Origin of the sequence: Vibrio sp. AH4 (genome assembly GCF_030710545.1) — a bacterium.
GTDB classification, from domain to species: domain Bacteria; phylum Pseudomonadota; class Gammaproteobacteria; order Enterobacterales; family Vibrionaceae; genus Vibrio; species Vibrio metoecus.
In genome coordinates this window covers 743637-763291 of record NZ_JALAIV010000001.1, presented here as the reverse complement: position 1 = coordinate 763291, position 19655 = coordinate 743637, and the positions used below count along the sequence as shown (strand labels likewise).

The window sequence follows — 19655 nt, the reverse complement described above, 5'->3', positions numbered from 1 at the left end:
AACTATGAAAAAAATGCGTAAACAAACGGGTTTTACCCTTCTCGAAGTGATGGTCGTGGTCGTTATTTTGGGCATTCTTGCCAGCTTTGTTGTGCCTAACTTGCTAGGTAACAAAGAAAAAGCAGACCAACAGAAAGCCGTGACCGATATCGTAGCGCTAGAAAATGCGCTAGACATGTATAAGCTCGACAACAGTGTTTACCCGACAACCGATCAAGGGCTGGAAGCGTTGGTAAGCAAACCCACCAATCCAGAGCCACGCAACTACCGTGATGGTGGCTATATCAAGCGTTTGCCAAAAGATCCTTGGGGCAACGATTACCAATACTTGAGCCCTGGCGATAAAGGCACGATTGACGTGTTCACGCTAGGCGCGGACGGTCAAGAAGGCGGTGAAGGTACCAGTGCTGACATCGGTAACTGGAATATTCAAGACTTCCAATAAGCCCAGTTCTTCCCTTTTGGCATATTCGCTCAGAAGGGAAGAGTGATCCACAAACGGATGCCTGATTGAACTTATGACAGCGACACGCGGTTTTACTTTGTTGGAAATTTTGCTGGTGCTGGTGCTGATTTCGGTCAGTGCGGTGGCGGTGATCGCGACCTTTCCGGTGTCGGTGAAAGACGAAGCCAAAATCAGTGCGCAGAGCTTCTATCAGCGTCTGTTGCTACTGAATGAAGAAGCCATTTTGAGTGGACAGGATTTTGGGGTGCGAGTTGATGTGGATGCTCGGAGTTTGACCTTTTTGCAACTGACGGCTGATAAAGGTTGGCAAAAGTGGCAAAACGATAAGATGACCAACCAAACCACGCTCAAGGATGGCTTACAACTCGATTTTGAACTCGGTGGTGGCGCGTGGCAAAAAGACGATCGCTTGTTTAATCCCGGTTCACTGTTCGATGAAGAGATGTTTGCCGATAAGAAAGAAGAAAAACAAGAGCCCCCGCCGCAACTGTTTGTGCTTTCGAGTGGTGAGGTGACTCCCTTTGTGCTGAGTGTTTTCCCCAAAGGGCAACCACGTGATGAGCAGTGGCGAGTCGAAGCGCAAGAAAATGGCACTTTGCGTTTGTTAGCTCCGGGAGACAGTGATGAAAAGTAAACGTGGTTTCACCTTGCTTGAAGTCTTGGTTGCACTGGCTATTTTTGCTACCGCGGCGATCAGCGTGATCCGCTCGGTCAGTCAACATATCAATACCGTTAACTATCTAGAAGAAAAGATGTTTGCTTCCATGGTGGTGGATAACCAAATGGCGCAAGTCATCCTTAGCCCGCAATCCTTAGCGGCGCGAGAAGGCAGTGAGCAGATGGCCGGACGAACGTGGTACTGGAAACTCAGCCCCGTTAAAACTGCCGACAATCTGCTCAAAGCCTTTGATGTGAGTGTGGCCACAGAAAAAGGCGCGACCCCCGTCGTGACGGTGCGTAGCTATGTTCCGAACTAAGCCAAAACGCACTTTACAGACGTTGGCTCGCTCAAAAAGAGCAGGATTCACCCTGATTGAAGTGCTGGTGGCGATTGCGATTTTTGCGAGCTTGAGTATCGGTGCCTATCAGGTGCTCAATCAGGTGCAACGCAGTAATGAGATTTCTGCCGAACGCACAGCGCGATTGGCTGAATTGCAACGTGCGATGGTGATCATGGATGCCGATTTTCGGCAAATGGCACTACGCCAGTTCCGTACGGATGGTGAAGCACCGAGTGAGCAGATCTTGCAATGGAAAGAATCGCTGCTCGATTCGGATCAACACGGTTTGTTGTTTGCGCGCTTAGGTTGGCACAACCCACAGCAACAATTTCCACGCGGTGAAGTGGCGAAAGTGGGCTATCGCCTGTTTGAGCAGCGTTTAGAACGAGTTTGGTGGCGTTATCCAGATACGCCCGCAGGTCAACAGGGCTTGATTTCCCCCTTATTAACTGGGGTGGAAGATTGGAAAGTCCAGTTCTATTTGCAAGGACAATGGAGCAATGACTGGGTGCCGACCAATGCTTTGCCCGACGCGGTAAAAGTGACCTTGAGATTGAAAGACTACGGCGAGATCGAGCGAATTTATCTCACTGGCGGTGGCTCATTGAATATGCCTGAAGAGAGTGTTGAAAATGGTAGCTAAACAGCGCGGTGTTGCGCTGATTGTCGTTCTACTGTTGCTTGCGGTGATGGTTTCAATCGCGGCGACCATGGCTGAGCGGTTGTTTAGCCAGTTTCAGCGAGCTACGCATCAACTCAATTACCAACAAGCCTATTGGTATAGTGTTGGGGTGGAAGCGTTAGCCAAAAAAGGCATCGAGCAGAGCTACCAAGACAGCGAAACCGTCAATTTAAGCCAACCTTGGGCGCTTAAGGAGCAAACCTATCCGCTCGATTATGGGCAAGTGCGCGGTAAAATTCGTGATATGCAAGCCTGCTTTAACCTCAATGCGTTGGCCAGTGTAAAGTTCACGCCAGAGAGTGTGAAAAAACCGTATCTGTTGACGGTGCTGCAAGCCTTACTGGAAGGGTTGAACGTGGAGAGTTATCAGGCGGAAACCATCGCCGATTCGACGTTTGAATTTATTGATAAAGACGATGCCGTACGAACGGCGTATGGCGTGGAAGATAGCTATTACGAATCGATGTTGCCAGCGTATATGGCGCCCAATACTTGGTTGGCGGATGCCAGCGAGTGGCGTGCAGTACAGCAAGTGGGAGGGAAAGTGATGAACGATGCTTTGCCCTACCTCTGTGCCTTGCCAACCGATCAATGGCGTTTGAATGTGAACACCTTGCCTGCCGAGCAAGCCGCACTTTTAGCCGCGATGTTCAGCCCAACCTTGAGTGAAGAGAGTGCCAAAACCTTGCTCCAAGGTCGACCTTTCGATGGTTGGGCAAGTGTGGATGACTTTCTGGCGCAATCCGCACTCACTGGGGTAGACAATGCGGTGCGTGAAGAGGCAAAAAAATACTTGAGTGTGGATAGCCACTATTTTGAATTAGATGCACAGGTGCTGGTCGATACGTCCCGCGTACGGATCCGCAGCCTGTTTTACAGTAACGATAAGAAAACTGCGACGGTGATACGCCGCCGCTTTGGAGGGATCAGTGAGCGAGTTTCTGACCGTTCGACTGAGTAGTCAAAAAGAGACCACTATTCCTTGGTTGGTTTGGTCTGCCGAGCAGCAAGAAGTGATTGCCAGCGGTGAAGTGGCAGGTTGGGAAGCCTTGCATGAGCTTGAGTCCTATGCTGAACAGCGCAGCGTATTGCTGCTGCTGGCGGCAAGCGATTTAATCTTAAGTTCTGTCGAAATCCCACCCGGTGCCACGCGCCAACTTGAGAATATGCTGCCGTACCTGCTGGAAGATGAAATCGCGCAGGATGTCGAAGATTTGCATTTCTGTGTGCTCAGCAAAAGCCGTGAAACGGCCGATGTGGTTGGCGTCGATCGCCTATGGTTGCGTGCTTGCCTAGATCATCTCAAAGCTTGTGGTTTTGAGGTAAAACGCGTATTGCCAGATGTTTTGGCCATTCCACAGCCAGAGCCAGGCTTGGCGGCCATGCAACTTGGGGATGAGTGGTTAGTGCGCAAAAGTGCAACGCAGGGTATCGCCGTAGATGCACAATGGCTCAGCTTGCTTGCCGCTTCGGATTGGGTCAAGCAAGAGGATGAATTCCTTCCTCTACAGGCGTTCACACCATTGCCAGAATTGGCTTTGGCTGAAACACAAGTGTGGCGTAATGAACCAAGCGGCCTCGTTATGCAATTGCTGACGCAGGAGGCACTGAGCAACAAAATTAACTTGTTAACGGGCAGCTTTAAACCGAAATCATCGTGGCTACGCCACTGGCAAGTTTGGCGCAAAGTGGCGGTGGTAGCGGTGTTGTTTATGGCGGTATCCATCAGCTATTCGCTGTTTCAATCTCATCAATATGAAGCACAAGCGGACGCTTACCGTGCGGAAAGTGAACGTATTTTCCGCAGCCTCTTCCCCGATAAGCAGAAAATTCCAACCATCACTTATTTGAAAAGACAGATGAGTGATGAAATGGCTCGCTTGTCCGGTGGATCGAGTGTGGGCAGTGTGTTGAAATGGCTCAGCCCGTTGCCAGAAGCCCTGAAAGGGGCCAATTTGCAAGTACAAAGCATCAAGTTTGACAGTAATCGCAGTGAAATCCGTCTTGAAGCCACAGGGCGAGACTTCCAAGGTTTTGAACAGGCGCGAACTCAGCTTGAACAGTATTTTTCAGTCGAACAGGGACAACTCAATAAAAATGGCGAGCAAGTGTTTGGCGTTTTTGTGGTGAAACCCAAGTAAGGAGAAAGGATGAAAGAACAATTCGCTCCTGTGCAGGCTTGGTGGCGTAGCGTAACCCCGCGTGAACAGAAAATGCTCATGGGCATGGGCGTGCTGACGGTGCTCTCTACCGCCTATTGGGGCATATGGCAGCCACTGAGTGAGCGCACCGCCCAAGCCCAAGCGCGTGTACAAACCGAGAAGCAACTCCTCAGTTGGGTGAGTGACAACGCTAATAATATTGTGACCTTACGTGCGCAAGGTGGCAGTGAAGCTCCAAGCACTCAGCCACTGAATCAGGTGATAACCAATTCGACGCGTCAGTTCAATATTGAACTGATCCGTGTACAGCCACGTGGTGAAATGATGCAGGTGTGGATTCAGCCATTGCCTTTCTCGCAACTGGTGGCTTGGATTGCGTATCTGCAAGAGCGCCAAGGTGTGAGTGTTGACGCGATCGATATCGACCGCGGTAAAGTCAACGGCGTCGTTGAAGTAAAACGCCTGCAACTGAAGCGTGGAGGCTGATATGAAGCGTACCGTTGGGTATGGTCTCTTATTTGCTACGGTGTTAATCACCAGTGTGGTCGTGCATTTGCCTGCGCAAGTGGTGCTCAAGCCTTTACCTCTGCCTGAAGGCTTAGAGCTGAATGGTGTTGAAGGTACGCTGTGGCAAGGTAAAAGTGCTCAAGTACGCTGGCAGGGCATGAATTTAGGCGATCTGAATTGGGATTTGCATCTGTCTGCTCTATTGATGGCTCAGTTAGAAGCCGATGTTCGTTTTGGGCGTGGTAGTAACATGCAACTGCGTGGCAAAGGCGTACTCGGCATGGGAATCAATGGCCCGTATGCACAGAATTTCCTTCTTTCGTTGCCAGCCTCGCAAGCCGTACCTTGGTTGCCGCTGCCTTTCCCTTTAATGGCGCAGGGGCAACTGGAACTTACCGTACAACAATATCGCTTTGATGACCCTTATTGCCAACAAGCCACAGGCAATTTGGTGTGGTCTGCTGCACAGGTGGAATCACCACTCGGGGCGTTGGATCTCGGCACTGTGGTGTCGGATTTTTCTTGCCAAGAGAGTGTGCTGAATTTGCAAGGTGGGCAGAAAACTGCGCAGGTGAGCAGCGAGTTTACCTTGAACTTGCAGCCGGATAGTCGTTACCAAGCGCAAGCGTGGTTTAAACCAGAAGCGGGCTTTCCAGAGAGTTTAAATGAGCCGTTGAAATGGTTACCACAGCCAGATGGACAAGGTCGCTATCAGTTCAATCAGCAAGGTCAACTCTAGGATCATTCATTTCACGCCCGATTGGGCGTGAAATTTTATTGGCTAATCTTTGATTTTTAGGATCTCATTCCAAGGTAAATCCGCATCACCGAGCACGATGAAGTTCGGATTTTCCAAGGTTTCTCGTTCATTGTAGGAGAGGGGCGCTAATTGAGTGCTCAGGATGCGTCCTCCTGCTTCTTCGACAATGCACTGCGTTGCGGCAGTATCCCATTCACCGGTTGGGCCAAGGCGTAGATAGCAATCCACCGCACCTTCCGCCACCAAACAAGCTTTGAGCGCCGCAGAGCCGAGTGGAACTAGGTCATAATTCCATGCACTGCTTAAGCGGCTGGTGACTTTATTGATGTCTTGGCGGCGGCTGATAGCAATCGCAATCGAGCTACTCGGCAACTCGTGCTTGTGAGTCTGAATTTTTAGGCTCTGCGCCATGTCGGGAATCTTCCACGCCCCTTTGCCTGAGTAAGCGTAGTAAGTAACACCAGAAACGGGGCCATACACCACCCCCATCACCGGATGATTATTTTCCACGAGTGCAATGATGGTCGCGAAGTCGCCACTGCGTGCGATAAACTCTTGAGTGCCATCGAGCGGATCCACCAGCCAATAGCGTTGCCATTTCTCGCGAGTCGCAAGGTCGATATTGGCCTCTTCCTCGGAGAGAATAGGAATGTCTGGGGTGAGTTCGCGTAGCTGCTCGCACAAAAACTTATGTGCAGCCAAATCCGCACTGGTTACGGGCGTTGAATCACTTTTGGTGAACGCTTCGTACGATTTGTTTTGATAGATATCGAGGATGAGTTGTCCTGCTGCTCGCGCAATGCTAATCACATCGGGCAGTAGGTGAGAGAGATCCTGTGGTGTAGACATAGTGACTCCGAAGGCGCGCGATTTACGCCTGAAGAAAACGCAGGGCCAACAGTAGAGCAGTGATGCTGCGCGCTTCACAAAAATCGAGATGGGTGAGCAGATCTTCTGCTTGTGCTAAAGGCCAGCGAATGATCTCCAATGGCTCTGGCTCATCCCCCTCTAACTGTTCTGAGTATAGATCCTGTGCAACAAAAAGAACCATTTTGCTCGAAAAGTAAGAAGGGGCCAGCACCACCTCTTTGAGTGGAGTTAACTGGTGTGCACCAAAACCAATTTCTTCTTTTAACTCGCGATTAGCCGCTTGCTCGGCGGTTTCACCATGATCGACCAAGCCCTTTGGAAAGCCTAATTCGTAACGCTCAGTACCCGCAGCGTATTCACGCACCAGTAGTAGGTCACCTTGCGCGGTGATTGGCACCATCATGACAGCATGCCGGCCGCTAGGCTTCATGCGCTCGTAGGTTCTGTGTTCTCCGTTTGAAAAACGTAAATCCAAAGCTTCAATAGTAAACAGGCGCGATTGGGCGACCGTTTCACGCTCCAGAATTTCTGGTAAAGATTTGGATGGCATACGCGGCTCCCGAGCAAAAAAAGTTTTCTTAATATATGAGAAATAATCGCAGTTTGAAATGCTCAATATGCAGACACCAATAAAAAAGCTGATGTGGAGACATCAGCTTCAAATAGGAAGTCTATGCAGACTAAGTGCTTAGTAGTAAGAGTGCTCACCACGATCGTGCTCGGTGGAGTCACGTACCGCAGTCAGTTCACCAGCAAATTGAGCCAGTAGCTCTTTTTCAATGCCCTCTTTAAGCGTCACATCGACCATAGAGCAACCGTTACAACCGCCACCAAATTGCACCAGAGCCACACCATCATCCGAAATGCTGATCAGACTAACATGGCCGCCATGGCCTGCCAGTTGTGGGTTGACTTGAGTTTGTAGTGCGTATTCGACACGCTCCATCAGCGAGGCATCGTCAGAAACTTTGCGCATTTTCGCGTTAGGGGCTTTCAGGGTCAGTTGTGAGCCCATTTTGTCGGTGACAAAGTCAATCACTGCCTCTTCCAAAAATGGCAGGCTGAGTTCATCAACGTAAGCTGAGAAACTACTGAAAGGGTATTCCGTATCGGTGGCTTCTACCGCTTCTGGTGGGCAGTAAGAAACGCCGCATTCAGCGTTTTGTGTACCTGGGTTTACCACGAACACACGAATATTAGTCCCTTCTGGCTGCTGTGCTAGCAGCTTAGCGAAGTGTGATTGGGCAGATTCAGTAATAGTAATTGGATTTGACACGACGAATACCTGAGTAAAAGAATAGGTTATTGCTCACCATTCTACTCCTGAGTTAGCGATGATCCAGCCCTTTTGCGTTAAAAAACGTCAACCTTGGTTGTCTTTCGGCTCGGGAGTGCGGCAGATGCAGTAAATATCGATGCTTTGTACGCCGACATCAAGCAGTAAATCACATAAATGTCGGATGGTGCTACCCGTAGTGACAACATCATCCACAATCGCTACATGTTGTTGGTTTGGTGGATGATTTAGTGTAAATGCATCACGCAAATTTTTTATTCGCTGCGCTTTGCTGAGCCCTTGTTGGTGGGGTGTGGCTCGGCGGCGTGCAAACAACAAAGGGTCATAGTGAGTATTGAGTGAGCGTGCTAACTCGCGCGCCAGCAGATCACTTTGATTGAAACCGCGTTGCCAACGTCGCCGCCAATGTAGCGGAACACTGCACAACAAAGGGGCGGGCTCGCTAATTTTTGTTGCGAGCAGATTAGCCAAGCGTGGCGCTTGCCAAAACTGGCGCTGATATTTGAGTTGATGCACCGCATCACTGAGTGGAAAGCGGTAATCACCGACACACATCAGTTTTCGCCACGGCGGAGGCTGATGCAGACACTGTCCGCACTGTTCGACTGGGGTAAGAGTCGGTAAACCGCAGCAAGCGCAGCGATAACCGTGTTCAAGCCAAGCTTGGCAGGCGGTGCAGATCCCAAACGGCGAATTTTTATCGAGCGTCAGTCTGCAGAGATGGCATTCCGGAGTCAGTAGTGGTGTGGTGGTTTTTCTGAGCCAATTGGTTAACATAGCGAGCCAAGAATCAGAGCAATTTACTCCATCTTGCCGATTGGCAGCAGTGATGAAGATGGAAATAGACGGAGAAACTGTGACCATGGCGTTGTATTGGCAAGTCAGTGGGCAAGGACAAGATTTGGTGTTGGTGCATGGCTGGGGTATGAACGGTGCCGTGTGGCAGCAAACTGCAGAAGCCTTGAGCAGCTATTTTCAAGTACATGTAGTGGACTTACCCGGTTATGGCCATAGTGCCGAGCAACATGCTGCGAGCTTGGAAGAGATCGCTCAAGCCTTGTTAGAGCATGCACCGCACAACGCGATTTGGGTAGGCTGGTCGCTAGGGGGTTTAGTCGCCACGCACATGGCGCTCCACCACCCAGACTATGTCAGCAAATTGGTGACGGTCGCTTCCTCGCCCAAATTTGCGGCGCAGGGAAACTGGCGTGGTATTCAACCGGATGTGCTGACCGCGTTTACCGATCAGCTGGTGGCCGATTTTCAGCTGACCATTGAACGTTTTATGGCGCTGCAAGCTATGGGTAGCCCAAGTGCACGCCAAGATGTGAAAGCGCTTAAACTGGCCGTGTTGTCGCGCCCTATGCCTAACCCGCAATCCTTGTTGGCGGGGCTGACTATGCTCGCCGAAGTAGATTTGCGTGACGAGCTACAACACATCAACGTGCCTATGCTGCGGCTATATGGTCGGTTGGATGGGTTAGTCCCCGCGAAAGTTGCCCGTGATTTGAACCATTTAGCGCCTTACAGTGAAGCGTTCATTTTCGACCAATCTTCTCATGCGCCGTTTATGACTGAGGCGGAGGCGTTTTGTCAGCAACTTGTCGAGTTTGCGACTCGTTAGAGGCATATCCCCTTCCTACTTGAAGCTGCAGCGGTGTTGGCTACGTTCATTCACCCCAATCACATAGCTTGTCTATGTTCATGGGGATTCACTCACTTGCCGCCTACCTGCAACTCCAAGTAGTTTGGGTATAGTGTGAATTTTGTCGCGCTGACCAAAATTTGACTTAATCATTTTCTCGACTGGTCGATAAATAGACTAACCCGGAGTGAAAGCCGAGGGTGGGCGAAGCTGAGGAGGTTTCGGCTATGCTAGTGTCACCGACCAATGTCAGTGTGCCGCTGATCGCCCCATCAGTGAACGTGCAAACGGAGCAGGCCGCACGCGACAACCGCGTTCGCGAGCCAGTGACGCCAACCGTACAACTGGCCAAATCGAACGCTGAACGTAAGATCAAAGAGGATGATAAGCGTCGCAAGCAACCATCGTGGGATCCTGCTGAGCACCCACGTTACGAAGTCGGCGGCGAAACGGAGGCGCATACCTCCCACCACGATGAACCGAAAAGTGAGCTCGAGCGATTGTTTGATCTGCTCGCTCTCGCTTCGTACAGCCAAGAACAAGGCAAAGGTTATGCGATGCGTTTTCGCTTACCTAAGCACATCATTGATGCGGCGATAACAGAAGGCAAAATGGCGCGCCGGCGTGTCGTGATCAAATACTATTATGGTCACGCAGTGGCACCCAACACACCTTCAGAGGTGATTGCAGTTTTGTAGGTGAGTTATCTCGCGCAATAAAAATCCCCACTTCGGTGGGGATCTTTTTATGCGGCCTAACGGCTACATCATGATGAAATGCGTTTATCGCTGCTATTTCTTCGCTTTAGCGAAAGCGGCAGCAAACGCACCGCCCATCGCGCCACCCAGTGTATTACCTTGCGGTTCATCACGGCGCGGCGCGCGGCGCTCTTGCCCTCCCCGTGGTGCAGCGCTGCGTTGGCTACGGTTATCTTGTCCCGGCTCATCGTTTAAGCGCATCGAAAGAGCGATACGCTTACGCTGTACATCCACTTCCATCACTTTGACTTTGACGATGTCACCGGCTTTAACCACTTCACGCGGATCCGAGATAAAGCGATCGGTCAACGCAGAAATGTGCACTAAGCCATCTTGATGGACGCCGATATCCACGAACGCGCCAAAGTTGGCGACGTTAGAGACCACGCCTTCCAACACCATGCCCACTTCCAGATCCGACACCTCATGGATGCCTTCAGCAAAGGTCGCGGTTTTGAATTCCGGACGCGGGTCACGCCCCGGTTTATCCAGCTCCTTGATGATGTCGGTGACGGTGGGTACACCAAAGTTTTCATCGGTGTAATCGACCGCGCGCAGAGTGCGCAGGAACTCGGTATTGCCAATCAGCGCTTTCAGATCTTTGCTGTTTTTCTCGGCGATAGTTTTCACTACCGGGTACGCTTCTGGGTGCACCGCTGAAGCGTCGAGCGGGTTTTTGCCATCCATAATGCGCAGGAAGCCAGCACACTGTTCGAACGCTTTAGGCCCCAAACGCGGTACTTTTTTGAGGGCGCTGCGTGACTCAAAACGACCGTTTTCATCACGATAATCGACCACGTTTTGCGCCAGTGCCGCAGAAAGTCCCGCAACGCGAGTCAGTAGCGCTGCCGAAGCGGTATTCACATCCACACCCACGGCGTTTACACAATCCTCAACAATCGCATCAAGACGTTTCGCAAGCAGGGTTTGGCTTACATCATGTTGATACTGGCCAACTCCGATCGATTTCGGGTCGATCTTCACCAGCTCCGCTAGCGGGTCTTGCAGACGACGCGCGATAGAGACTGCGCCGCGCAATGACACATCCAGATTCGGAAACTCTTTTGCCGCCAGTTCAGAAGCAGAATACACCGATGCTCCCGCTTCGCTGACCATGATCTTTTGTACTTTGAGGTTGCCGCGCTTGATCAAATCCGCCGCAAAAGCGTCAGTTTCACGCGACGCAGTACCGTTACCAATCGCAATCAGATCCACGTTGAACTTTTTCACCAGCAGAGCGATAGACTGCATGGCACGATCGTACTGATGCTGTGGTGCGTGTGGGTAAATGGTGTCGGTTGCTAGCACTTTACCGGTTGCATCAACCACGGCGACTTTGCAGCCGGTGCGCAGACCCGGATCGAGGCCCAGTGTCGCGCGAGGACCCGCCGGGGCCGCCATCAGCAGATCTTTTAAGTTGGTGGCGAAGACTTCAATCGCTTCGATTTCCGCGCGCTCTTTCATCGCGCTCATCAGTTCGGTTTCCATGTGCATGGAGATTTTGATCTTCCATGCCCAGCTGATCACCTGCTTGCGCCACGCATCGGCCGTCGCTTGACTCAAATGAATGCCGTAATGTTCAGCAATCAGAGTTTCGCAGTAGGATTGGCGAGCACTCTCTTCCAATTCAGGATCGGCATTCAGCGTCAGAGTTAAGAAGCCTTCGTTACGGCCACGTAGCATCGCTAATGCGCGATGCGAAGGTGCTTTGCTGATCGGTTCGCGGTGATCAAAGTAATCTTTAAATTTCTCGCCTGCTTGCTCCTTGCCTTCGACCACGCGCGACACAATTTCCGCGTTGCGATTGAGATGTTGGCGGATTTTTTCCAGTAGGTTGGCATCTTCCGCGATGCGTTCCATCACGATAGCGCGTGCACCATCCAGTGCGGCTTTGCTGTCGGCGACGCCTTTCTCGGCATTAATGTATTTTGCTGCTTCGCTTTCAGGGTCAGTGTTAGGCTGTGTCCACAGCGTATCGGCCAGCGGCTCAAGACCCGCTTCAATCGCGATTTGACCTTTGGTGCGGCGTTTCGGCTTGTAAGGCAGATAGAGATCTTCAAGGCGGTTTTTGCTGTCGGCACTTAAAATCGCCTGCTCCAGCTCAGGGGTGAGTTTGCCTTGTTCTTGAATCGATTTGAGGATGGTTTGGCGACGGTCATCCATCTCACGCAGATAAGCAAGACGGCTATCCAAGTTGCGCAGTTGGGTATCATCCAACCCTCCGGTTACCTCTTTACGGTAACGGGCGATAAAAGGAACGGTATTGCCATCGTCGATCAGGGTGACGGCAGCGATAACTTGCTCAGGGCGAACATTCAGTTCTTGAGCAATCTGGTGGCAGATAGCTTTGCTCATCCGTGGTGGTCTCTTTTTGACATTTTCGGTTTATATGGGGGCAGTTACGCCTGACTCCAGCTCAAAGCTCGAATGGACGAGGAGTTTGAGCCATGGATCACGCTCTGCCCGCAGCAGGCGGCTATTAATACCATGTCTACCGCTGGCTTTTGAGAGCTTTCAGTCAAATCTTTTGCCCTGACTGGCAAAGCGCGCGAAAAATCGGTACTTTTCGCGCAACCCTATTTTGTTGAGAATCCCGTGTGAAAACTAAGCTGATTACCCGAGCTGGCTATAACAAGCTCAAGCAAGAACTCGACTATTTATGGAAAGAACAACGTCCCGAGATCACCCAAAAAGTCTCTTGGGCGGCGAGCCTTGGCGATCGCTCAGAAAACGCCGATTACACTTATAACAAACGTCTGCTGCGCCAGATTGACCGTCGTGTACGCTTCCTGAGTAAGTTGCTGCCAGAGCTGAAAATCGTTGATTATTCACCGCAGCAAGAGGGCAAAGTGTTTTTCGGTGCTTGGGTGGAAATTGAAAACGAAGCCGGAGAAGTGAAGAAGTTTCGCATTGTCGGCCCCGAAGAGATTTACGGCGATGCCAAAGATTACATCTCGATTGATTCCCCGATGGCGCGTGCGCTACTCAAAAAGCAAGTGGATGAAGAGTTTCAGGTGCACACCCCAACGGGCATGAAAGAGTGGTTTATCAATTCGATTGAGTACGAGAAAGGGGAGTGATTCCCCTTTTTCTTTTGTGTGCTGAGAGGTTAAAGGCGTAATTAACGCTTTTCCAGACTCAGTAGGTAGTTACGTAAGTTCACTCCGCGATTGGTGATGCCCAGCTTATTACGCAGACTATTGCGATGATTTTCGACCGTTTTCCGCGCCACATTGAGCGTGCTGGCGATCTCTTGGCTCGACATGCCACTGCGAATAAATTCAGCCACTTGCAGCTCGGATGGGGTCAAAACTTCCAGAAGACGACTGTTCATGCCGCTGTGGTCATCTAGCAAGTTTTCCATATTGGATTTGACGATTTCCAAGCACAGCTTGAGGCTGGGATCCTGCAATTGTTGCCAGCGCTTTTCGACTTCCGGCAAGTGTTTATCGCGAATTTCCTGCTGCACATGCTCTGGAAGTTGAGTTTCTCCGGCATGACTGAGCAGATTGAGTGATTCGGAAAGCTCATGGATGATCTGATAATCCTGTTCGATCGCCGAGAGCTTAGGTTCAAGAGGCTGTTTCTCTTTGGCCTCAATCTGTAGGCAGTAGATTAAAGCGTGTCCTGCATCACTCAGTTTGCACATGCTGAAGTGCAAATTGGCCACATCAAACTCCAGTGTTTCACGCTCATGGCGCAAAAAAGCACGAATTTGTGCGCTGTACATGGGGCCAACCAAGAACACCAAATCATCCAGACTTTCCAAGGTTAAGGTTGCGACAGGGTAGTTGCTGGCAACAATCTGCTCCTTGGCATCAAACGCGACAAAATAGATGTCATGCTGCGCCAACAGTTGATGATACATACTGCTGGTCAGACTCATGCGTTGTACTTCAAGGGAGCTCATAAACCGAAATAGTCTCTGTGGTGGTGAGGGGGCTTGGCAAATAATACCTATCTTTTACCTAGTCAGCATCTTTCTTTTTGCGCTTTGTGATTTTCACTCTGAGTGATCGGGGTGTGATTCCATTCATCATGCTGATACTTCGCGTCCAAACAACAAAATGCTCAATTATTACTCAGGGTTGTGATTGTTATCACTTTGTGATCGTTGCATGTCGCGATCTTGATCGCACTAAATACCTACAAAACACCTATATTAATACTCACATAATACCTAATTAAGGTGAAGGGAGATGAACAAACAAGGAATCGTTAATACCTGTCGAGTCGCGAGTATCAGTCTATTAATGGCGTTAAGCAGCAATGCGATGGCTGTGACAGAAACCAAAGGCCCGATGGGGGAGGCCGCAACGCCGTATACCGATGTGGTGTTATCGACTGAACAAGAGCAGCAAGTGCGCGCGGCAGGTTATACCGCTGCGATTTTGATGCACAGCACGTCGGATTGGTCGAACGCTCTGATTGAAGGTGCTAAGGACAAGTTCTCCGATCTCAACATTAAAGTCGTGGCGGTGACCGATGCGGAATTTAATGCCAACAAACAAAAAACCGATGTAGAAACCACGATGGCCATGAAGCCCGATATTTTGATCTCCTTAGTGGTGGATCCGGTATCCGGTGCTGCGGCATTTCGTCCGGCGGTGGAACAAGGTAGTAAGTTGGTGTTGATCAGTAACCTGCCGAGTGGTTTTGAGCATGGCAAAGATTACGCCGGTATCGTGACCGACGATTTATCACAGATGGGCAAAATCGCAGCGGATCTCATCGCGGATGCAGTGGATGAAAAAGGCAAAGTCGGTTTTATCTACCACGAAGCTAACTACTACGTGACCAATCAACGTGATGAAGCGGCATTGGCTAATTTGCAACAGAGCTACCCGAACATCGAAGTGGTCGCAAAACGCGGCATTGCTAACGCCAACGACGGCGAAGTCATCGCCTCGGCCATGATTACTCAATATCCTGACATTAAAGCTATTTATGCCCCTTGGGACAGCATTGCTGAAGGTGTGGTCGCGGCGACTCGTGCTGCGGGTCGTAAAGACATCAAAGTGATCACCATGGATCTAGGCGCAGCGAATGCGTTGGACATGGCTAAGCAACGTAATGTGGCGGGCATTGTGACTGACTTGCCTTATGACTTAGGCCAAACGTTGGCGCGAATGGGTGCATTAGCAAAACTCGAACAACCCACACCACCGTTTGTGACCGTGGGAGCCAGTGCGGTAACGCGTGACAACTTGTTGGAGGCTTGGCCGCAGGCTCTGCGTCGTCCTGCGCCAGAAGCGGTGCAAAAAGCGTTGAAGCAGTAAGTGTACAAGCGGTCTGCCAGATGGCTGGCAGACCGAGTTTGACTCAAGACAGGGAGAGTCGATGTGAGCAATGCAATTGAAGCCCGCGGCGTCAAAAAAGGGTTTGATGGTACTCCGGTTTTGAAAGGTGTCGATTTCACCTTAAAACAGGGGGAAGTCCATGCGCTGGTGGGACAAAACGGAGCTGGGAAATCCACCTTAGTGAAGCTGATTAATGGTTTCCATGCTCGTGATGGTGGTGAAATTCGTCTCTTTGGACAAGCGGTAACCTTTTCATCGCCCAAAGCGGCGCAAGCGGCGGGGATTGCGATGGTCTATCAGGATCTCAGCCTCGTCCCGACGTTGAGCATCGCCGACAACATTTTTCTGAACCATCCAACCGCTCGCCGCAGCCTGATTTCTAACCGTGCTCGTGAGCGCCAATCCAAACCGCTGTTAGAGCTGTTGGGGCTTGAAATAGACCCGAGCCAACGAGTGGAAACATTGAGTTTGGGTGAGCAGCAATTGGTGGAAATTGCCAAGGCACTTGCGTTGGATGCCAAAATTCTCGTGCTCGATGAACCTACCGCTTCACTGTCTAACAATGAAATTAATGAGCTGTTTCGAGTGATCGAAAAACTCAAAGCGAGTGGGATCAGCATCATCTACATCACGCACTATTTGGCGGATATTCTGCGGATTTGCGATGCAGTGACTGTGTTGCGTGATGGCTATAGCGTATTGGAAACGCCTACATCAAAAACATCCGTCGATGCTTTGGTGGAAGCCATGTTGGGCAACAAAAGTGATACCCAAATTGAGTGGCAGCGCCCGGCGATTGATGGCCAAAAAACACCACTCCTTGAGCTGCGTGATGTGACCACCGAAGAATTAGATGCGATTTCGCTCAAAGTGATGCCGGGACAAGTCGTGGGCTTGGCGGGCTTGCTCGGCAGTGGTCGCACGGAAATTTTGCAAGCTATCTACGGTTTAACTCCTTTAGTGAAGGGCGAAGTGCTGGTGGAGGGAAAACCAGTTCAGATCCGTTCCCCGCGGGATGCGATTGAAAATGGCATCAATATGGTGCCGGAAGAGCGACGCTCTCAAGGATTAGTGCTCGATTTTTCTGTGTTCGATAACCTACTGATGGCCTCTTTTGATCGCATCTCCCACTCCTTGGTGATTGATAAACATCAAGGGCAAGACATTGTGGATACCGCGATTCGTCGCTTAGGCGTGAAAACCTCCGGTGCCTCGCAGGCGGTACGTTATCTCTCAGGGGGCAACCAGCAGAAAGTGGTGATTGGGAAGTGTTTATCCACTCAAGCCAAAGTGCTGTTGCTTGATGACCCGACATTTGGCATCGACATCAATGCCAAATACGAAATTATGAAAATCGTGAACCAGTATGTGCAACAAGGCAATGGAGTGATTTTTGTCTCCAGTGAATACGCCGAAGTGGGCAGTTTTTGCGATGTGATTTATGTAGTGAATAAAGGCCGGATTGTGAAGCAAATCCAGGGACAACGAATGACAGAAGAGGAGTTGCTGGCGGCCGTCCAGTAATAAGGAAATCAGCTATGAGCGAAAAAACCATTCCCAAACCAACGCCAAAGGCAAAGCCGATTCAGTGGCGCGACTATATTATCTACTTTGTGTTTGTCGGCATCTTCATCTTCTTCTCGGTGATGTTGCACGATAAAGGCTTTTTGAGTTCGGTGAACTTAATGAACATCGCACGTCAAACGGCCACTATCGCAATCATGGCGGTGGGGATGACTTTTGTCCTCAGCGCGGCAGAAATTGATCTCTCCTTTGGTGCAACAGTGGCCTTGGCGGCCATCGTCTCCGCGCTGACCTTGCAAGAAACCGACAGCATTTTAATGGCGGTTTCGGCTGCGTTACTGGTTGGCACTATGATTGGTTTTATCAATGGCATTTTTGTCACTCAAGTTGGCATTCCGTCTTTTCTCGTCACGTTAGGTACCACCGGCATCATCACGGGGATTGCTCGTTGGTCTACGTCTTTGCAATCCATCCCGATTGATAACGACACTTACGCTTTCATTTTCGGTTCTGGTGATATCGGCCCCTTCTCGGTGTTGTTTATCTGGACGTTATTGGTTGCGGCAGTGGGCGCTTTTGTGCTGCGTAATACCACTTTTGGCAAGCATGTGCTGGCAACGGGCGGTAATAAAGTCTCGGCCATGTATTCAGGGATCAACGTCAATCGCATCAAGCTGTATGTGCTGATGCTCAACGGCTTTCTCGCTGCATTAGCGGGCATTCTTTATTCCGGTCGTCTTTACAGCGCTCGTTACACCTTGGGTGAGAGTGACCTGATGCTGGTGATAGCCGCAGTCATTATCGGTGGAACCAGCTTGTTTGGCGGTAAAGGGACGGTGATTGGCTCGGTGATTGGTGCGCTGATCATGGGCATGGTGAATAACGGATTGATCTTGATGGGGCTTAACGTTGACCAGCAATTAATCCTGCGCGGCATCATCGTCATTGTCGCCGTAACCTTCACCATGGGACAGATTCGTCAGCTGCGTAAAAAATAGCAGCACAAAAAATTAAGGAGAATAGACAATGGTAAACCAACAACAGATCACTGAGCAGATTGCCAAATGGAGCCTAAAGGAAAAAGTCGGTCAACTTTTTATCTTGGCGTTTCCCGGTAAATCGGCGCAGGCGGCGCAGCAGATGATTGCGGAATACAACCTAGGCGGCTGCTATTTAAGCCAAGATAACGCTGAAACTTTTGTGCAGGCACAAGAGCTAAACCGAGGCTTGCAACAGATCCTCGATCAACATCAGCGTTTGCCTTTGCTGCTGGGTGTCGATCAAGAAGGGGCATGGGGCGTGTTGGTGGGCGAATCCACCACGGGGCCGGGCAATTTAGCGTTAGGAGTGTCAGATCAAACAATTGGTACTGAACGCATGTATCAAGTGTTTGGTGAAGAGATGCGTGGGGCGGGTTTTAACTGCATTCTTGGTCCTTGCTGTGATGTGAACTTAAACCCCGCATCACCGATTATTGACACTCGCTCGTTTGGTGACAAGCCGGAGAAAGTCGCTCTACACTCAGCGGCCGCGGTGCGTGGGTTGCATCAAGGTGGGATCACGGCTTGTGCGAAGCATTTCCCCGGTCACGGAGATACGCATGGTGATACTCACCGTGATATTCCACGCGTGGATAAATCTTACGCAGAACTCAAACTCAATGACTTAGCGCCATTCCAAGCCGCGATTGATGCGGGTGTGGATCTGGTGATGACCAGTCATATTCTCTACCCACAGTTGGATGCCAATGCGCCCGCAACCTTATCGGCGACGATTTTGCAGCAAGTGCTGCGTCAAGATATGGGCTTTGATGGCGTTATCATTTCAGACAGCATGAACATGGGCGCGATTGTAAACCACTACACGCCAGTGGATGCGGCGGTAAAAGCGGTGCAGGCGGGCATTACCATGATTATGCTCTCTGAAGAACATTACGATCACTCCGATGCTTATCTTGATAAGCAATTAGCGATGATTCATGGCGTGATCGATGCCGTTGAGCAAGGTGTGCTGGCAGAATCGGTGATTGATCAAGCCTTGGAAAAAGTGGTACGTCTCAAACTGGAAAAACTGGTGCCTATGGCACTTTATGGTGAGTGGAACACTCTTAATAATCAGAAAGTGGCGGCCGAAGTTTCTCAAGCCGCTGTGACTTGGGTGCGTGGTGGCTTAGATTTAAGTGACAAGAAACTTTACCTACTCAACGCGACGCCTTCATCCAACTATCACAATTTAATGAACCCACGCGGCATAGGCCCTAACCAAGCGCTGCCCGCATTTAGCGCTTTATGTCAGGCATTAAATGCGCTGAATGCAGACTGGCAGCCGATTACCCTTGATCAGCTTGAGCTGATCCAAAACGGGTATTTGGTGGTGGTGACCGAAAATCATCCATTACCGGGAGAGGATTTCGCTCAAACGGAAGCACAAGCCAGAGTGCAGCAGTTGATTCAGGATTTCTCCAATCTGGTGGTGCTTGCTTTGCGCAGCCCTTACGACGTATTGCAATACCCTCAAGTACAGCATTATCTGTGCGCGCACTCCGCAAGACCCGAGAGCGCGTTTGCTGCCGCCCTTGTATTGACTGGCGAAGCATTGCCAGCTCAGGGTTGTGCAGTGAGTCGCGTCGAGTAAAAATAACACAGTTATTTTGAGCTTATCAGGTTGAACGAATTACTGAAGA

21 protein-coding genes are annotated in these 19655 nt (G+C 50.5%); 15 read left to right on the top strand and 6 right to left on the bottom strand.

From position 1 onward, the window contains the following. Window positions 1-4: 4 nt before the first annotated feature. The 8 genes from gspG (at window position 5) to MKA69_RS03640 (ending at window position 5557) form a co-directional block, all read left to right on the top strand. Window positions 5-445, top strand: coding sequence for a type II secretion system major pseudopilin GspG (gene gspG, locus MKA69_RS03675; RefSeq protein ID WP_000738785.1), 441 nt, complete (start codon window positions 5-7; stop codon window positions 443-445). A 73-nt stretch (window positions 446-518) separates the two neighbouring features. Then, window positions 519-1100, top strand: a complete 582-nt coding sequence (gspH, locus tag MKA69_RS03670; RefSeq protein ID WP_055027453.1) for a type II secretion system minor pseudopilin GspH — start codon at window positions 519-521, stop codon at window positions 1098-1100. Next, window positions 1090-1443, top strand: coding sequence for a type II secretion system minor pseudopilin GspI (gene gspI, locus MKA69_RS03665; protein ID WP_000837702.1), 354 nt, complete (start codon window positions 1090-1092; stop codon window positions 1441-1443). The genes gspH and gspI overlap by 11 nt, the downstream gene beginning before the upstream one ends. Continuing rightward, on the top strand, window positions 1430-2110 hold the full coding sequence (gene gspJ / locus MKA69_RS03660; protein ID WP_095469662.1) for a type II secretion system minor pseudopilin GspJ: 681 nt from the start codon (window positions 1430-1432) through the stop codon (window positions 2108-2110). The genes gspI and gspJ overlap by 14 nt, the downstream gene beginning before the upstream one ends. Continuing rightward, window positions 2100-3110 carry a type II secretion system minor pseudopilin GspK gene (gspK, locus tag MKA69_RS03655; protein ID WP_000226059.1) on the top strand — a complete coding sequence of 337 codons (1011 nt, stop codon included), beginning with the start codon at window positions 2100-2102 and terminating at the stop codon, window positions 3108-3110. Before gspJ ends, gspK begins: the two co-directional genes overlap by 11 nt. Then, complete coding sequence (gspL, locus tag MKA69_RS03650) at window positions 3079-4290, top strand: type II secretion system protein GspL (RefSeq protein ID WP_305847515.1); 1212 nt, start codon at window positions 3079-3081, stop codon at window positions 4288-4290. The genes gspK and gspL overlap by 32 nt, the downstream gene beginning before the upstream one ends. A gap of 9 nt (window positions 4291-4299) precedes the next feature. Next, entirely contained in the window at window positions 4300-4797 is a 498-nt protein-coding gene (locus MKA69_RS03645) for a type II secretion system protein M (protein ID WP_305847514.1), read from the top strand. Between the two features lies 1 nt (window position 4798). Next, window positions 4799-5557, top strand: a complete 759-nt coding sequence (locus MKA69_RS03640; RefSeq protein WP_095457732.1) for a type II secretion system protein N — start codon at window positions 4799-4801, stop codon at window positions 5555-5557. A 42-nt stretch (window positions 5558-5599) separates the two neighbouring features. Here MKA69_RS03640 and cysQ read toward each other — a convergent pair whose 3' ends face one another. From cysQ to MKA69_RS18185, 4 genes are all read right to left on the bottom strand, one after another. Next, a complete protein-coding gene (gene cysQ, locus MKA69_RS03635) occupies window positions 5600-6427 on the bottom strand; it encodes a 3'(2'),5'-bisphosphate nucleotidase CysQ (protein WP_000106803.1) in 828 nt (275 codons plus the stop codon). Window positions 6428-6449: 22 nt separating this feature from the next. Next, on the bottom strand, window positions 6450-6998 hold the full coding sequence (nudE, locus tag MKA69_RS03630; RefSeq protein ID WP_095469660.1) for an ADP compounds hydrolase NudE: 549 nt from the start codon (window positions 6996-6998) through the stop codon (window positions 6450-6452). Window positions 6999-7136: 138 nt separating this feature from the next. Next, on the bottom strand, window positions 7137-7724 hold the full coding sequence (nfuA, locus tag MKA69_RS03625; protein WP_305847513.1) for a Fe-S biogenesis protein NfuA: 588 nt from the start codon (window positions 7722-7724) through the stop codon (window positions 7137-7139). A gap of 87 nt (window positions 7725-7811) precedes the next feature. Continuing rightward, on the bottom strand, window positions 7812-8672 hold the full coding sequence (locus MKA69_RS18185; protein ID WP_371131853.1) for a phosphoribosyltransferase family protein: 861 nt from the start codon (window positions 8670-8672) through the stop codon (window positions 7812-7814). On the opposite strand from MKA69_RS18185, the gene bioH reads away from it, so the two are divergent. Both bioH and MKA69_RS03605 read left to right on the top strand, forming a co-directional pair. Then, entirely contained in the window at window positions 8608-9369 is a 762-nt protein-coding gene (gene bioH, locus MKA69_RS03610) for a pimeloyl-ACP methyl ester esterase BioH (RefSeq protein WP_305848221.1), read from the top strand. The genes MKA69_RS18185 and bioH overlap by 65 nt on opposite strands. 248 nt (window positions 9370-9617) lie before the next feature. Then, a complete protein-coding gene (locus MKA69_RS03605; protein WP_305847511.1) occupies window positions 9618-10088 on the top strand; it encodes an ATP-dependent Lon protease in 471 nt (156 codons plus the stop codon). A gap of 93 nt (window positions 10089-10181) precedes the next feature. Here MKA69_RS03605 and MKA69_RS03600 read toward each other — a convergent pair whose 3' ends face one another. Next, entirely contained in the window at window positions 10182-12503 is a 2322-nt protein-coding gene (locus tag MKA69_RS03600; protein WP_305847510.1) for a Tex family protein, read from the bottom strand. A gap of 242 nt (window positions 12504-12745) precedes the next feature. Here MKA69_RS03600 and greB point away from each other — a divergent pair, with 242 nt between their 5' ends. Continuing rightward, window positions 12746-13228: a transcription elongation factor GreB gene (greB, locus tag MKA69_RS03595; RefSeq protein ID WP_000850497.1), complete on the top strand. Its 483-nt coding sequence runs from the start codon at window positions 12746-12748 to the stop codon at window positions 13226-13228. A 41-nt stretch (window positions 13229-13269) separates the two neighbouring features. Here greB and MKA69_RS03590 read toward each other — a convergent pair whose 3' ends face one another. Continuing rightward, window positions 13270-14058: a helix-turn-helix transcriptional regulator gene (locus tag MKA69_RS03590; RefSeq protein ID WP_000096333.1), complete on the bottom strand. Its 789-nt coding sequence runs from the start codon at window positions 14056-14058 to the stop codon at window positions 13270-13272. A gap of 289 nt (window positions 14059-14347) precedes the next feature. Here MKA69_RS03590 and MKA69_RS03585 point away from each other — a divergent pair, with 289 nt between their 5' ends. The 4 genes from MKA69_RS03585 (at window position 14348) to MKA69_RS03570 (ending at window position 19606) form a co-directional block, all read left to right on the top strand. Then, complete coding sequence (locus tag MKA69_RS03585) at window positions 14348-15427, top strand: substrate-binding domain-containing protein (RefSeq protein WP_305847509.1); 1080 nt, start codon at window positions 14348-14350, stop codon at window positions 15425-15427. Between the two features lie 63 nt (window positions 15428-15490). After that, entirely contained in the window at window positions 15491-16972 is a 1482-nt protein-coding gene (locus MKA69_RS03580; RefSeq protein ID WP_305847508.1) for a sugar ABC transporter ATP-binding protein, read from the top strand. A gap of 14 nt (window positions 16973-16986) precedes the next feature. Continuing rightward, on the top strand, window positions 16987-17970 hold the full coding sequence (locus MKA69_RS03575) for an ABC transporter permease (RefSeq protein ID WP_005524291.1): 984 nt from the start codon (window positions 16987-16989) through the stop codon (window positions 17968-17970). Window positions 17971-17998: 28 nt separating this feature from the next. Further along, window positions 17999-19606 carry a glycoside hydrolase family 3 N-terminal domain-containing protein gene (locus tag MKA69_RS03570; protein WP_305847507.1) on the top strand — a complete coding sequence of 536 codons (1608 nt, stop codon included), beginning with the start codon at window positions 17999-18001 and terminating at the stop codon, window positions 19604-19606. The last annotated feature ends 49 nt before the right edge of the window (window positions 19607-19655 follow it).